Source organism: Cellulosimicrobium sp. CUA-896 (assembly GCF_001942335.1).
GTDB lineage: Bacteria > Actinomycetota > Actinomycetes > Actinomycetales > Cellulomonadaceae > Cellulosimicrobium.
In genome coordinates, this window is record NZ_MKKH01000066.1 from 24,013 (window position 1) to 38,519 (window position 14,507).

Annotated in this window: 11 protein-coding genes and 2 pseudogenes; 4 read left to right on the forward strand and 9 right to left on the reverse strand. The window is 75.2% G+C overall.

Annotated elements, in window-relative coordinates; translation table 11 throughout:
* Positions 1-58 precede the first annotated feature (58 nt).
* From BJF88_RS15715 to BJF88_RS15740, 4 genes and pseudogenes are all read right to left on the reverse strand, one after another.
* Positions 59-499: a response regulator gene (locus tag BJF88_RS15715; RefSeq protein WP_069387933.1), complete on the reverse strand. Its 441-nt coding sequence runs from the start codon at positions 497-499 to the stop codon at positions 59-61.
* Positions 496-804 (reverse strand): ATP-binding protein, encoded by a 309-nt coding sequence (locus BJF88_RS22520; protein ID WP_255372103.1) that lies wholly within the window; start codon positions 802-804, stop codon positions 496-498. Before BJF88_RS22520 ends, BJF88_RS15715 begins: the two co-directional genes overlap by 4 nt.
* A pseudogene (locus tag BJF88_RS23865) lies at positions 786-2,156 on the reverse strand (histidine kinase dimerization/phospho-acceptor domain-containing protein); the annotation flags it as partial. The pseudogene BJF88_RS23865 and the gene BJF88_RS22520, both read right to left, overlap by 19 nt.
* Positions 2,144-3,394, reverse strand: a complete 1,251-nt coding sequence (locus BJF88_RS15740; RefSeq protein WP_075829540.1) for a PP2C family protein-serine/threonine phosphatase — start codon at positions 3,392-3,394, stop codon at positions 2,144-2,146. The gene BJF88_RS15740 and the pseudogene BJF88_RS23865, both read right to left, overlap by 13 nt.
* A 181-nt stretch (positions 3,395-3,575) precedes the next feature.
* Here BJF88_RS15740 and BJF88_RS15745 point away from each other — a divergent pair, with 181 nt between their 5' ends.
* Together BJF88_RS15745 and serA are read left to right on the forward strand one after the other, a co-directional pair.
* Positions 3,576-5,879, forward strand: a complete 2,304-nt coding sequence (locus BJF88_RS15745; RefSeq protein WP_083649204.1) for an AAA family ATPase — start codon at positions 3,576-3,578, stop codon at positions 5,877-5,879.
* Between the two features lie 81 nt (positions 5,880-5,960).
* Positions 5,961-7,160, forward strand: coding sequence for a phosphoglycerate dehydrogenase (serA, locus tag BJF88_RS15750; RefSeq protein ID WP_075829486.1), 1,200 nt, complete (start codon positions 5,961-5,963; stop codon positions 7,158-7,160).
* 70 nt (positions 7,161-7,230) lie between these two features.
* On the opposite strand, the gene BJF88_RS15755 is transcribed toward serA, so the two are convergent.
* Entirely contained in the window at positions 7,231-7,494 is a 264-nt protein-coding gene (locus BJF88_RS15755) for a DUF5302 domain-containing protein (RefSeq protein WP_369824641.1), read from the reverse strand.
* 133 nt (positions 7,495-7,627) lie between these two features.
* Here BJF88_RS15755 and BJF88_RS15760 point away from each other — a divergent pair, with 133 nt between their 5' ends.
* The gene (locus BJF88_RS15760) at positions 7,628-8,602 is read left to right on the forward strand and encodes an aldo/keto reductase (RefSeq protein ID WP_369824651.1); all 975 of its coding nucleotides are present in this window, start codon (positions 7,628-7,630) and stop codon (positions 8,600-8,602) included.
* A 102-nt stretch (positions 8,603-8,704) separates the two neighbouring features.
* Here BJF88_RS15760 and nrdR read toward each other — a convergent pair whose 3' ends face one another.
* A complete protein-coding gene (gene nrdR / locus BJF88_RS15765; protein ID WP_075829489.1) occupies positions 8,705-9,304 on the reverse strand; it encodes a transcriptional regulator NrdR in 600 nt (199 codons plus the stop codon).
* A 417-nt stretch (positions 9,305-9,721) separates the two neighbouring features.
* The gene (locus BJF88_RS15770; protein WP_083649205.1) at positions 9,722-10,087 is read right to left on the reverse strand and encodes a LysM peptidoglycan-binding domain-containing protein; all 366 of its coding nucleotides are present in this window, start codon (positions 10,085-10,087) and stop codon (positions 9,722-9,724) included.
* 356 nt (positions 10,088-10,443) lie between these two features.
* Between BJF88_RS15770 and lexA the strand changes: the two genes are divergently transcribed.
* Positions 10,444-11,184 (forward strand): transcriptional repressor LexA, encoded by a 741-nt coding sequence (gene lexA, locus BJF88_RS15775; protein ID WP_075829542.1) that lies wholly within the window; start codon positions 10,444-10,446, stop codon positions 11,182-11,184.
* A 117-nt stretch (positions 11,185-11,301) separates the two neighbouring features.
* Here the strand turns inward: lexA and BJF88_RS15780 are convergent, their stop codons facing one another.
* Complete coding sequence (locus BJF88_RS15780) at positions 11,302-12,324, reverse strand: L-lactate dehydrogenase (protein ID WP_083649206.1); 1,023 nt, start codon at positions 12,322-12,324, stop codon at positions 11,302-11,304.
* A gap of 26 nt (positions 12,325-12,350) precedes the next feature.
* Positions 12,351-14,473, reverse strand: a pseudogene (locus BJF88_RS15785) (ATP-dependent DNA helicase).
* Positions 14,474-14,507 lie beyond the last annotated feature (34 nt).

The window sequence follows — 14,507 nt, forward strand, 5'->3', positions numbered from 1 at the left end:
GCACCCACGGATCCTTCCCGGCGACGGCGGCCGTCGCGAGCCGCGGTGCCGGCGCGTCTCAGCGACCGGGAAGCCGCACCACCGAGACGAAGAAGTCGTCGATCTGGCGGACGACGTCGATGAAGCGGTCGAAGTCCACCGGCTTGGTCACGTACGCGTTCGCGTGCAGCGAGTAGCTGCGCACGACGTCCTCCTCGGCCTCGGACGTCGTGAGCACGACGACCGGGATCTTGCGCAGCGCCTCGTCGGCCTTGAGCGCCGCGAGGACCTCGCGGCCGTCCATGCGCGGCAGGTTGAGGTCGAGGAGGATGAGGTCCGGGGTCGGGGCGCCGGCGTGCTCGCCCTCCTTGCGCAGGAACTCCAGCGCGCTGACGCCGTCGGAGACGACCGACAGGCGGTTCGTGACCTTGTGGTCCTCGAACGCCTCGCGCGTCATGAGCACGTCGCCCGGGTCGTCCTCGACGAGCAGGACGTCGATCGGCTTCGTGCCGTGGCTCATGCGGTGATCTCCTCGTCGTCGCGCGTCCCGCCGGGGGGCTCGTGGTCGGTGCGAGCGTAGCCGACCTCGGCGTAGGTGTACGCGTGCGCGAGCGTGAGGCGGATCGTCGTGCCCTCCTCGCCGTCCGCGCGGGGCTCGATCCAGATGCGGCCGCCGTGGTACTCGACGATGCGCTTGCACAGCGCGAGGCCGATGCCGGTCCCTCGTACACGTCCTTCGCGTGCAGGCGCTGGAAGATCACGAACACCCGCTCCGCGTACTCGGGGTCGATCCCGATGCCGTTGTCGGCGACCGACAGCTCCCAGTGGGTGGCGTGGGCCAGCACCCCGACGTGCACGCGGGGCGCGCGGTCGGGGTGCCGGAACTTCACGGCGTTCCCCACGAGGTTCGCCAGCAGCTGGTGCAGGAGCGCGCGCTCGCCGACGACGACGGGCAGCGGGTCGTGCGTCACGGTCGCGCCCGACGACTCGAGGGTCTCGGAGAGGTCGCCGAGCACGGTCGCGAGCGCCTGCTCGAGGTCGACGTCGACGCGCTCGGTCCCGGTGCGCCCGACGCGGGAGAACCCGAGGAGGTCCTGGATGAGGCGCTGCATGCGCTTGGCCCCGTCGACGGCGAAGTCGATGTACTGGTCCGCCCGCTCGTCGAGCTGGCCGCCGTACCTCTTCTTGAGCAGCTGGGTGAAGCTCGCGACCTTGCGCAGCGGCTCCTGCAGGTCGTGCGAGGCGACGTAGGCGAACTGCTCGAGGTCGCGGTTCGAGCGCTCCAGCTCCTCCGCCTGCTCCGCGAGCAGCTCGTGCGAGCGCGCGGCCTCCTCGTGCGAGGCGCGGATCTCGGCCACCTGGCCGACGAGCGCGACGCGCATCTGCTCGACGTCGCGCGCCAGGTCGGCGATCTCCGCCGGCCCGGTGGTCTCGACGGGTTCGTCGAGGTGTCCGGAGCTCACGCGCCGGACGCGGTGGGCGAGGCCCGCGAGGGGCTCGGTCACCCACCGCTTGAGGAAGACCCACAGGACGGCGCCGACCGCGAGCGCCGCCGCGACGAGGACCAGGACGCTCCCGAACAGCACGCGGTCCCAGCGTTCGAGCGCGTCGAGGCGGTCCTGGCGCTCGGACCGCACCTCGTCCACGTAGGCGGAGGTGGCGAGCCGCGCCTGCGCGAAGAGCTCTGCCCCCCGTGCGCGGTCGACGGCGCGGACCGAGCCGACGCCCTCCTCGGCGACCGCGGTGATCGCGGGCACGGCGTAGTCGTCGAGCCAGGCATCGACGGCGGCGCGCGCCTCGTCGCCGGCGGCGACGAGCGCCGGCTCCGGCTCGAACCCGTCGATGGCGGTGAGGTCGGGGACGACGGGGTGCTCCTCGCTCCCGAGGGCGCGGCGCAGCGACTCCAGCGCGGTCGGGTCCCCGTTGCGCACGTACGCGCGCACCGAGGACTCCGCGTCGACCAGCGCGTAGGACACCGTGTCGCCCGTGGTGACCGCCTCGAAGTACGGGCCGGTGACCTCCTCCTGGAGCGCGAGCACGCGCGAGAGCGCGAAGGCGGACGTCGCGAGGACGAGGAGGACGACGAGGCCCGCGCCGACGAGGGCGGCGCCGAGCCGGCGACGCAGCGTCCCCGCCGGCACCCGGTCCGTGGCGGCCGCGGCGCTCACCGCGACCACTCGTCGGAGTCGGCGAGCGTCGCGGTGCGCTCCCCCGGCCCGCCGTCGTCGGAGCGCCCGACGACGAGCAGCGCCGCGTCGTCCGCGAGGGGGCCGCCGTGCAGGTCGCGGACGCGGCGGATGACCCGTTCGACGATCCCCTCGGTGCCGTCGGCGAGCGCCACGTCGACGGTGCGGCGCAGCCCGTCGGTGCCCAGCCGGTCCGGGCGGGCGGGTCGGTGCGCGGCGGAGGGGTCGGCGTGGCCGGCGCCGGGCTGCGCGAGGGTGGCCTCGACGAGGCCGTCCGTGTAGAGCACGAGCGCCCACCGGTCGCCGAGCTCGACGCGCTGCGGCGCCCAGCCGCCGTCGACCGGGATGCCGAGCGCGCGCCCGCGGGCGGTCGCCGCGATCTCGGACGCGGCGTCGCGCAGGAGCAGCGGCGCGAGGTGGCCGGCGAGGTAGACGTCGGCGTACCGACGATGCGGGTCGATGACGACCTGGCAGAGGGTGACGAAGACCTCGGGGCGCGCACGTTCGAGGACGAGGACGCGCTCGAGGAGCGGGAGGACGGCCGCGGGCTCCGCGTCCGTCAGCACGATCGTGCGCCAGGCCGTGCGCAGGGTCGCGCCGAGCGCCGCCTCGTCGGGGCCGTGGCCCGCGACGTCGCCGATGACGCACAGGACCGAGCCGTCGGGCCGTTCCACGGCGTCGTAGAAGTCGCCGCCGAGCAGCCCGTTGCCGCCCGGGACGTACCCCACCATGACGGAGAGGCGCTCGTCCCCCACGAGCGGCGTCGGCAGGAGGGCGCGCTCCAGACGTCTCGTCTCGGCCGCGCGCACCTCGCTGCGGTACAGGGCGCGCTGCTGCTCCTCCGCCTTGCGTCGCTGGACGGCGTAGCGGACGGACCTGCCGAGCAGGTCGCCGTCGACCTCCCCCTTGACGAGGTAGTCGTCGGCGCCCGCCGCGACGGCCTGCACGCCGAGGTCGATGCCCGAGTGGCCTGTGAGGACCACGAGCGCAGGCGGGCTCGACCCGGCCCGCAGCCGCTCGACCGCCGACAGGCCCACCGAGTCCGGCAGGCCGAGGTCGAGCAGCACGCAGTCCACGGAGCGGTCCGGGAGCAGGTCGAGGGCGTGGTCAAGGGTGGTGGCGCGGTGCAGCTCGACCTTGAGGCTGGCGTCCGACAGGAGCTCCTCGACGAGGATCGCGTCCCCGTCGTCGTCCTCGACGAGCAGGATGCGCAGGACGTCGGTCGACATCACGAGAGCGGGCAGCGGCGCGCGCCCCGCGCCCCCCGTGTCGGCACGGTGCGCAGGGCCCGGGACGGGAGCGCGCGGGTCCGCCGCGGTCACGACGAGCGCTCCCCTCTGGTCGCCATGGCCCCCGATCCTAGCCGCACGCCGTCCGGGGCCGGTGGAGGCTCCCGTCCCGTGCGCCATAATGGACGGCCGCGCCGCCGCCCGGCGCGACGCGGGGCACGGTCCCCCGGGACCGCGACGAAGGGACAGCGTGGGACGTTCGGAGGAGCTCAGGCTCGAGCAGGAGGTCGTGGACACCCTCTACGCGCGCCTGGACGAGCTGCGCGCAGCCGCCCGCGCGCGGCTGGACCGCGTCCGGCGCTCGGGGCCCTCGGGCTCGCCGCAGAACCGCAGCGAGCGCGACGCCTTCGCGACGCTCTACGAGGACCGCGTCGCGCAGCTCGACGCGGTGGAGGACCGCCTCGCGTTCGGGCGTCTCGACCTCGACGACGGCACGCGTCGCTACGTCGGGCGCATCGGCCTCACGGACGCCGAGCACTCGTCGCTGCTCACCGACTGGCGCGCCCCGGCGGCGCAGGCGTTCTACCGCGCCACCGCCGCCCGGCCCGACGGCGTGGTCCGCCGGCGGCACCTCGTGACCCGGCGCAGGAGCGTGACCGGTGTCGAGGACGAGCTGCTCGACCTCGACGCGAGCGAGGAGGTGTCCGCCTCGACGCTGTCGGGCGAGGGCGCGCTGCTCGCGGCGATGGCCGCGGGGCGCACGGGGCGCATGGGCGACATCGTGGCGACGATCCAGGCGGAGCAGGACACGATCATCCGCTCGGGCCTGGGCGGGGCCCTCGTCGTCCAGGGCGGGCCGGGGACGGGCAAGACGGCCGTCGCGCTCCACCGCGCCGCCTACCTGCTGTACGCCCACCGGCGCGTGCTCGAGCGCTCGGGTGTGCTGCTGGTCGGCCCCAGCCACTCCTTCCTGCGCTACATCGACCAGGTGCTGCCGTCGCTCGGCGAGACGGGCGTCGTGAGCACGACGGTCGCGGACCTGCTCCCCGGGGTCGTCGCGGACGGCGACGAGGACCCGCACGTCGCGCGCGTCAAGGGGCGTGCCGTCATGGCGCGGGCGGTCCGGCGCGCCGTCCGGGCCCGCGAGCGCGTGCCCGCGGCGGACGTGCCCGTCCGCCTCGACGGGCGGGACCTCGTCGTGCGGCGGCGCGACGTGCGCGACGCGATCGCGAAGGCGCGCCGGACGCACAAGCCCCACAACCTCGCCCGCGTGACGTTCGTGCGCGACATGCTGGCGCGCCTGGCCGACCAGTACGCGGCCGCGCTCGGCGAGCCGCTCGCCGGCGAGGACCGCGCACTCGTGCTCGAGGACCTGCGGGCGCACCGCGACGTGCGCGTGGCCCTGAACCTCGCCTGGCTGCCCATCACCCCCGAGCGGCTCGTGGAGGACCTGTACGTCAAGCCGCACCGGCTCGCCGAGGCGGCGCCGGAGCTGTCCGCGCACGAGCGGCGTCTGCTCGCCCGTCCGAAGGGGGCGCCGTGGACCCCGGCCGACGTGCCCCTGCTCGACGAGGCGGCCGAGCTGCTCGGCGAGGACGACCAGGCGTCGAGGGCGGACGCCGCGGCCCAGGCCGCGCAGCGCGCGCAGGACCTCGAGTACGCGCGTCAGGTGCTCGAGTCCTCGGGCGCGGGCGGCGGCCTCGTGGACGCCGAGGTGCTGGCCGGGCGGTTCGCCGCCACCGGTCCCCGCCTGACGACCGCCGAGCGCGCCGCGCAGGACCGGAGCTGGACCTACGGGCACGTGGTCGTGGACGAGGCGCAGGAGCTGTCGGCGATGGCGTGGCGCATGCTCGTGCGGCGGTGCCCGACGCGCTCGTTCACGATCGTCGGTGACGTCGCCCAGACGTCGTCCCTCGCGGGCGCGCGGTCGTGGGCCGCGGCGCTCGACCCCGTGCTGCGCGACGGCTGGCGCCTTGCCGAGCTCACGGTGAACTACCGCACGCCGGCCGCCGTGGCGGACACCGCCCGGCAGGTCGCCGTCCACGCCGGGCTGCCCGTCTCGCCGCTGACGTCGGCACGCGAGGTGGAGGGATCGTTGCGCGTCGTGCCCGCCGTCGCCGCCGAGGGCTCGGCGCGCGACGCGCTCCTGGACGCGGTCCGCCGCGAGGCCGCCGCGGCGCGCGCGGAGTTCGTCACGGGCGGCGCGGGTCGCGTGGCGGTGGTCACCGCGCCCGGGACCGCGGCAGCCGTGCGCGGCGCGCTGGGGCTCGCCGACGACGACCCCGACGCTCCCGTCGTCGTCCTCGACGCCGTCGCCGCCAAGGGGCTGGAGTTCGACGCGGTCGTCCTCGTCGAGCCCGCGGAGGTGGCGGCCGGGGAGTCCGGTGCCTCCGACCTCTACGTCGCGATGACGCGCCCGACGCAGCGGCTCGTCGTCGTGCACGCCGGGGCGCTGCCGGAAGGTCTCGCGGTGCCCACCGCCTGACCGCGGCCGCCCTGCGGCCGCGCGCGTCCAGGGGTCAAGACCCGTTTGGCCCACGACGCGGACGAGGCGCACCATGGTGCCGTGCTACGCGCCCTCCTCCTCGAGAACCTCCACCCGCTCGCCGCCTCGAACCTCGAGGCCGCGGGGATCGACGTCACCGTCCGCACCGGCGCCCTCGACGAGTCCGAGCTCGTCGAGGCTCTCCAGGGCGTCCACCTGCTGGGCATCCGGTCCAAGACGAACGTCACCGCGCACGTGCTCGAGAACGCGCCCGACCTCGTCGCGCTCGGCGCGTTCTGCATCGGCACGAACCAGATCGACCTGCGGGCGGCCGCCTCGCAGGGCGTGGCCGTGTTCAACGCCCCGTTCCAGAACACCCGGTCCGTCGTGGAGCTCGCGCTCGCCGAGATCATCGCCCTCACGCGCCGGCTCACCGAGCGCGACCGGGCCCTGCACGACGGCGTGTGGGACAAGTCGGCGACGGGTGCGCACGAGGTGCGCGGCCGCACGCTCGGCATCGTCGGGTACGGCAACATCGGCACCCAGCTCTCGGTCGTCGCGGAGAACCTCGGCATGTCGGTGGTGTTCTACGACACCGCCGAGAAGCTCTCGCTCGGCAACGCGCGCCGCATGGACACGCTCGACGAGCTCCTCGAGACCGCCGACGTCGTGACGCTGCACGTCGACGGGCGCACGGGGAACGCGGGGATGTTCGGCGCGAAGCAGTTCGCGCGCATGCGACCGGGCGCGATCTTCCTCAACCTCTCGCGGGGCTTCGTCGTCGACTACGACGCGCTGCGCGAGTCGATCCTCGCGGGCCACGTCGCGGGCGCGGCCGTCGACGTCTTCCCGGAGGAGCCCAAGCGCAAGGGCGACGCGTTCCACTCCGAGCTGCGCGGGCTGCCCAACGTCATCCTCACGCCGCACATCGGCGGATCGACCGAGGAGGCGCAGGAGGCGATCGGGCAGTTCGTCTCGACCAAGCTCCGTGACTACCTCACGACCGGCTCCACCACGCTCAGCGTCAACCTGCCCAACCTCGCGCTGGAGCAGACGACGGGGATCACCCGCATCACGCACCTGCACCGCAACACGCCCGGCGTGCTCGCCGCGGTCAACGCGACGCTCGCCGAGCACGGGACGAACATCGAGGGCCAGCTTCTCGCGACCCGCGGGGACCTCGGGTACGTCGTGACCGACGTCGGGTCGCGGGTCGAGTCCGCCGTCGTCGAGGCGCTCGCCGCCATGGAGCAGACGATCGCGCTGCGCGTCCTGGACTGACAGGCCGCGGGCTTCGGCGGGCGACGCGGGCGCCGGACCGGGCAGGGCCCGGCCGGCCACGGCCCCGGCGTCAGCCGGACTTGCGCCGGAACGTGCGCTGCACGGGACCGGCGGTCTCCGAGCCGTGCACGGCGCCGGTGTTCGTCCCGCCGTCGGCGCTGCGGTGCCGCGCGGCGTTCTTCCGGTCCAGCGCCTCGCGGAACTTCGCCCGGGCCTCCTCGCTGGGCCCGGTCGGGGTAGGTCGCTGCTCGTCGGACGCATGGCCGTCTCCTTCGCTCGGTGGTCGGTGGCCGGCCCTCGACGGGCCGTCCACCGCCCGCTCAGCGTGCCCCACGCGTCCGGTGCGGCGCCAGCGCAATAACGGGCGCCGCGCTCGGGTAGCGTCGTGTCGCGTGACAGCCTCCGCGCACCCGCCGTCCACCGGTCCCCGACCGCCTCACCGCCGGTTGGGGCGCAGCGGCCTCACGCTGCCCGTCGTGTCGCTGGGCCTGTGGCAGAACTTCGGCCACGCCGACCCGGTCGCGACCCAGCGCGAGATCGTGCTGCACGCGGTGGACCGCGGCGTGACGCACCTCGACCTCGCCAACAACTACGGCCCTCCGGGCGGGGCCGCCGAGGAGACCCTGGGCCGGCTGCTCGCGCGCGAGCTGCGACCCCTGCGCGACGAGCTGGTCGTCACGACCAAGGCCGGGTACCGCATGGGGCCGGGCCCGTACGGTGAGGGCGGCTCGCGCAAGTACCTCCTGTCCTCGCTCGACGCGTCGCTGCGCCGGCTCGGGCTCGACCACGTCGACATCTTCTACAGCCACCGCTTCGACCCGACGACGCCCCTCGACGAGACGATCGGTGCGCTCGCGACGGCGGTGCGCTCGGGCCGCGCCCGGTACGCCGGCATCTCGTCGTACTCCGCACGCCGCACGCGCGAGGCGCTGGCCGTCGCGGCGGAGGTCGGTCTCGACCTCGTCGTGACGCAGGTGTCGTACTCGATGCTCAACCGGTGGATCGAGGAGCCCGACGCCTCGGGACGCAGCGTGCTCGAGGTCGCGCACGAGTCGGGCATGGGCGTCGTCGCGTTCTCGCCGCTGGCTCAGGGCATGCTCACGGACCGGTACCTGCGCGGCACGCCGGAGGGCTCGCGCGCCGCCCGTGGCGGACCGCTGCGTCCGGAGTTCCTCTCGCCGCAGAACCTCGAGCACGTGCGCCGGCTCGACGCGTTGGCCCGGGCCCAGGGACGCCCGCTCGCCCGGACGGCGATCGCCTGGGCGGCGCGCGACCCACGGATCACGACCGTGCTCGTCGGCGCGCGCTCGGTGGGACAGCTCGACGACAGCCTCGCGGCCCTCGAGGACCCTCCGCTGTCCGACGAGGAGATCGCCGCCGTCGAGGCGATCCCGCGCGACACCGGGATCAACCTCTGGGCCTCCCGCTCGAGCGACCTGTGAGGGCGGCGCCGGGCGCCGCCTGAGGGCCGCGACCCGGTGTCGCGTCGGTTCCTCGGCTCCGCGCCGGCGGCGCGCCCGCCGGCAGGCACGACGCCCGGACGCTCACCGGCCCGTCGGCGCGCCCTCGGGGGCCGGGCCGGTGCCCGGGGCGCCGCCGGTCCCGCCGCCCGCCCCGTCGCCCTCCGGCTCGCCGCCCCCGGCGACCTCCCTGACCGCCGCCGCCTCCGACGCGCTCGCTCGCGACTCCGCCCGTTCGGCGCGGTCCACGCGCAACGACGTGATGGCGCTCTCGAAGTCCTCGAGCGAGTCGAACGCCTGGTAGACGCTCGCGAAGCGGAGGTAGGCGACCTCGTCGAGCTCACGGAGAGGGCCGAGGATCGCGAGGCCGATCTCGTAGGCGTCCAGCTCGGCGCTGCCGCTCGCCCGGATGGTCTCCTCCACGCGCTGGGCCAGGAGCGCGAGGTCGTCCTCGTTGACGGGACGCCCCTGGCAGGCCTTGCGCACACCGTTGACGATCTTCTCGCGCGAGAACGGCTCGGTCACGCCGGACCGCTTGACCACGGACAGGCTCGCCGTCTCGATGGTGGTGAAGCGACGCTGGCACTGGGGGCACTGCCGGCGCCGTCGGATCGACGCGCCGTCGTCGGAGGTCCGGGAGTCGACGACGCGGGAGTCCGCGTGGCGGCAGAAGGGGCAGTGCATGACGGTCTCCTCGAGCAGGGGCGCCGCGCCGGCGCTCGAGCCCGGCGGGGCGCGACCGAAAGTATGCGGTCATGCCGCGGCGACGCAACACGCCGCGCGGGACGACCGCGCACTCGTGCTCTGCGGCAGCAGAACGGGGGCGACCGTCACCGGTCGCCCCCGTCGGGACGCCCCCGTCCCCATCTCGCGCGCGACTCGCCTCGCGCGCGGCGACGTGCTCAGGAGCCGCGACGTACCGCGGGTCCTCACCTCCTGCCCGGCCCCCCAGCCCGGCGAGTGAGGTACGACTAACTTAGGACCTCCTAAGCGCCAGCGCAACCCCCGACGAGCACGCGCACGCCGAGCGCGCGGACGTGCGCGCGGGCAGGCCGCGCCGCGCCGTGCGCACGAGGCGGGGTGCAGCCGCCCACGGGCCGGTCAGCCGCCCACGGGCAGCAGCAGACGCTGCCCCTCGGCCAGGCCCGACGAGGACAGGCCGTTGAGCTCGACGATGTCCGCGACGACGTCGCGGACGTCCTCCCCCGGCGCGGCGAGCCGTTGCGCGTGGCTCCACAGCGTCTCCCCCGCCGCGACGACGTGGACACGCACCTCGACCGGCTCGGCCGGCCCCCCGGCCACGGCTGCACCCACCCGCGCGCCGAGGAACGCCACCACCGCGACGAGCAGCACCAGCACCACGCGCCCGCGACGGGTCAGCCGGAGCCGGCCGGTGGCCGGCCGCGCACTCGCACCCGCGCCGCGCGTCGCTCGACCCGCCACGGGTCCGACCCACGTCGTCGTCATGCTGCTCATCTCGACCCCCGTCCTGCCCGCGGCACCGGAGCGCCTTCCCCGGTCGCTCCGGCGCCGCGCACACCTTCTCGTCGACCCTCGCGAGGTCGAACACCTGTACGTAGAACACCTGTATGTAGAACACCTGTACGAATGTCTACCACGTCGCGCCGACACAGTCGAGAGATCCTCGAACAGGTGTTTGATTCCGGTGCCGCTCTCCCCTAGCCTGGGGACAGGTCGCTTCGCCGGACATGTCCGTCGGCGGGGCGCCACGGACCAGGACGGCCGCGCGTGCGCCGAGCGGCCGGCGGGCCGCACGGCGACGGCGGCGCGACGAGGGTGGCGCGACGAGGGTGGAGACGACGATGGCGGCACGAGGCAGGGACACGAGCGACGGGCTCGCCGAGGTGCGCGAGCTGCCCGACGGCGCCACCGGCGGCGACGGGTTGACGCCGCGCCAGCGTCTCGTCCTGGAGACGATCCGCTCGTGCGTCGAGCAGCGCGGCTACCCGCCGAGCATGCGCGAGATCGGCGAGGCCGTCGGCCTGACGAGCCCGTCCTCGGTCAAGCACCAGCTCACCACGCTGGAGCGCAAGGGCTTCCTGCGCCGCGACCCGAACCGGCCGCGCGCGATCGAGGTGGTGCAGCCCGAGGACGCACGCCGTTCCTCGTCCTCACTCCTCGCGACGGTCGTCGCGCCGCCCGTACCGGCGCACGACGACGCGCACCCTGCCCCGTCGTTCGTCCCCGTCGTCGGCCGCATCGCGGCGGGCGGGCCGATCCTCGCGGAGCAGGTCGTCGAGGACGTCTTCCCGCTGCCCCGCCAGCTCGTGGGGGACGGCGAGCTCTTCCTGCTCAAGGTCCAGGGCGACTCGATGGTCGACGCCGCGATCTGCGACGGCGACTGGGTCGTCGTGCGCCGCCAGAACGTCGCCGAGAACGGTGAGATCGTCGCGGCGATGATCGACGGCGAGGCCACAGTGAAGACGTTCAAGCGCACCGACGGCCACGTCTGGCTCCTGCCTCACAACGCGGCGTACGAGCCCATCCTCGGCGACGAGGCGCAGGTGCTCGGCCGCGTCGTGTCGGTGCTGCGCAGCCTCTGAGGGCTCCCGGCGGGCTGGACCGGACCCGGCTCACGCGCAGCCCCGCAGCGCGCACCACCGCGCCTCGCCTCGCACCTGACGGCTCGCGGCGCGCGGCTCGCGGCTCGCGGCTCGCGGCTAGAGACCGAAGCGTCGGGCTGCGGCGCGCAACGAGTCCGCGGACGCCCGGAGCCCCGCCAGCTCGTCGGCGGCCAGCGGGACCTCGACGCGCTCGACGGCGCCGCGCCGGTCCACGAGGGTCGGCAGCGACAGGCACACGTCCTCGATGCCGTGGTCGCCGTCGAGCAGCGTCGAGACGGGCAGGATGCGGTGCTCGTCGCCGAGGACGGCCTCGATGATGCGCGTCCCCGCGAGCCCGACGGCGTAGTTCGTCGCGCCCTTTCCCTCGATGATCCGGTACGCCGACTCCACGACCTCGCGGGCGATGCGGTCCCGGACGTCCTCGGTCAGACCGCCGCGCCCGGCGAGACCGGACCACTCGAGCAGCGGGACGCCGCCGACGGTCGCGGAGCTCCACAGCGGGATCTCGGTGTCGCCGTGCTCACCCGCGACGTAGGCGTGCACGTTCTGCACCGCGACGCCGCACTGCTGCGCGACGAGGAAGCGCAGCCGGGAGGAGTCCAGGACCGTGCCGCTGCCGACGAGGCGCTGCGGCGGCAGACCGGAGATCTTCAGCGCCGCGTACGTGACGATGTCGACGGGGTTGGTCACCATGACGTAGACCGCGTCGGGTGCGACCTCCACGAGCCCGGGCAGGATCGACCGCATGAGGCCGATGGTCGTGCCGGCGAGGTCGAGCCGCGTCTGCCCCGGCTTCTGCTTCGCGCCGGCCGTCACGACGACCACGTCGGCCCCGGCGCACACGGCGACGTCGTCGGAGCCCTCCACGTGCGCCATCGGCATGAACTGGATCCCGTGCTGCAGGTCGAGCACCTCGGCCTCGACCTTGGCGCGGTTCACGTCGAGCATCGCGACGGTACGTGCGGCGCCGCGCATGAGGGCCGCGTAGGCGAGCGTCGACCCGACGGCTCCGGCACCGACGATCGCGAGCTTCGTCGTCCGCGACCCGGTGCCCCCGGGCCGGGCCCCCGGTGCGCCGGGCTGCGCCCCGTCGCGGTCCTGCGGTGCCGTGCTCGTCATCGTGCCTCCGTCTCGTCGCTCCGGGGTCAGCCTAGGGCGACCAGGCGCCGCAGCGCAGCGGTGGCGACCTCGCGGTCGGTCGTCTGCCAGAACCCGGGCATCGACCGCGTGAGGAACGTGCCGTAGCGTGCGGTCACGAGGCGGGGGTCGAGTACCGCGACCACGCCGCGGTCGCTCGTCGAGCGCACCAGACGCCCGGCACCCTGCGCGAGCAGGAGCGCGGCATGCGTGGCGGAGACCTGCATGAACCCGTTGCCGCCGGCCGCCTCGACGGCGCGCGAACGCGCCGAGCGCACCGGGTCGTCCGGGCGCGGGAAGGGGATCCGGTCGATGAGCACGAGCTGGCACGACGGTCCCGGGACGTCCACGCCCTGCCACAGCGAGAGGGTGCCGAAGAGGCACGTCGCGGGGTCGTCGGCGAACTGGCGGACGAGGGTCGGGAGCTGGTCGTCGCCCTGGCACAGCACCGGCACGTCGAGCCGTTCACGCATCGCCTCGGCCGCGGCGACCGCCGCGCGCCGGGAGGAGAACAGCCCGAGGGTCCGACCGCCGGCCGCCTCGACCAGCGCGGCGATCTCGTCGAGCTGGTGCTCGGTCGCGGACTCGCGACCCGGCGTCGGCAGGTGCTTGGCGACGTAGAGGATCCCCTGCCGCGCGTAGTCGAACGGGCTGCCGACGTCGAGGCCGCGCCACGGCGGGCTGTCCTCCTCCGCGGCCGGGCCGCCCAGCCCGAACGTGCGCGCCACCGCGTCGAACGTCCCGCCGAGGGCGAGCGTCGCCGACGTGAAGACGCCGGTGCGCTCCGCCAGGAGGTGCGCCCGGATGAGGCCAGAGACACCGAGCGGCGCGGCGTGCAGGCGACTGGCGCCCTCGCCGAAGCGGTCCGGCGACGACCACGCACCCTCGCCAGGGCGTGAGCACCACAGGACGTCGTGGCCGGTCGGGTCGGCGGCCATGCGCTCGGCCACCTCGAACAGCTGGAGCACGGCCGACTGGGCCATCTTCATCCCGGTGTCGGGAGTCGCCGGCCTCGTCGCGCCCGTCTCGGGCTTGAGCCGCGTGAGGACCTCGCGGGCCGCGTCGCGCACGGCGGCGACCGCCGTGCGCGCGCCGTCCGGCAGGCCCTCGGGGAAGCGCTCCGCGGGCAGGGCGCCGACGACGCTGCCGAACGCCGCCGAGGCCGCGTCGAGCGCCTCGGTCGTCACGCCGCCGTGCCGCCGGGCGAGGCGGGCGGCGCCCTCGATCGCGGGGACCGAGAGGTCCACGGTCGCCGCCGCCGTCACCCGGTCGGCGAGCTCGTGCGCCTCGTCGACGACGAGCACGTCGTGCTCCGGCAGGACGCCGGGCGAGCCCATCGCGGCGATGCCCAGCATCGCGTGGTTCGTCACGACGACGTCGGCCTCGCGCGCCGCCGCCCGCGCCCGCTCGGGGAAGCACTCCGCGAGCAGGGGGCACCGCTGCCCGAGGCACTCGAGCGCGGTGACCGACACCTGACGCCACGCCTTGTCGCTCACGCCGGGCACGAGGTCGTCCCGGTCCCCCGTGGGTGTCTGCTCGGCCCACTCGCGCAGTCGCAGGACCTGCTCCCCGAGCGAGACGGCAGCACCCTCGCCGCGCGCGGGCGGGTGGTCCACCGCGCCGGCCGACTCCCCGGGCAGGTCGAACAGCGTCGGCTCGTCCGTCGGGTACCCGCCCGCGATCTTGTGCAGGCACAGGTAGTTGTGCCACCCCTTGAGGAGCGCGATGGTCGCCGGTCGCGGCAGCCGGTCGCCCACCGACTCGGCGACGAGCGGCAGGTCGCGCGTGATGACCTGGCGCTGCAGCGCAAGCGTCGCCGTCGAGACCACCACGCGCTCGTCGGTCGCGACGGCGTGCCGGACCGCCGGCACGAGGTACCCGAGCGACTTCCCGGTACCCGTGCCGGCCTGGACGACGAGGTGCTCGCCGCTCCCGATCGAGCCGGCGACGGCGCGCGCCATGGCGTGCTGCCCGTCGCGCCGCGCGCCCCCGAGCCTCCCGACGGCGAGTCGAGCAGCGCGTCGACGTCCGGCACCCCGGCGCCGGACGCCGCGTCGCGCGGGGCAGGGGCGCCGGCCTCGCTCGTGTCGGCGGCAGCGGGACGGGACGCGGCGGGCGGGACGGGGGGCACCGACCGAGTCTACGGTCGCACGCCCACGCCCCGG

What these genes read in the sequence shown, in the direction of transcription:
- BJF88_RS15715 (WP_069387933.1), bottom strand. Translation starts at nt 499, where the DNA reads ATGAGCCACGGCACGAAGCCGATCGACGTCCTGCTCGTCGAGGACGAC.
- BJF88_RS15740 (WP_075829540.1), bottom strand. Translation starts at nt 3,394, where the DNA reads ATGTCGACCGACGTCCTGCGCATCCTGCTCGTCGAGGACGACGACGGG.
- BJF88_RS15745 (WP_083649204.1), top strand. Translation starts at nt 3,576, where the DNA reads ATGGACGGCCGCGCCGCCGCCCGGCGCGACGCGGGGCACGGTCCCCCG.
- nrdR (WP_075829489.1), bottom strand. Translation starts at nt 9,304, where the DNA reads ATGCACTGCCCCTTCTGCCGCCACGCGGACTCCCGCGTCGTCGACTCC.
- BJF88_RS15770 (WP_083649205.1), bottom strand. Translation starts at nt 10,087, where the DNA reads ATGACGACGACGTGGGTCGGACCCGTGGCGGGTCGAGCGACGCGCGGC.
- lexA (WP_075829542.1), top strand. Translation starts at nt 10,444, where the DNA reads ATGGCGGCACGAGGCAGGGACACGAGCGACGGGCTCGCCGAGGTGCGC.
- BJF88_RS15780 (WP_083649206.1), bottom strand. Translation starts at nt 12,324, where the DNA reads ATGACGAGCACGGCACCGCAGGACCGCGACGGGGCGCAGCCCGGCGCA.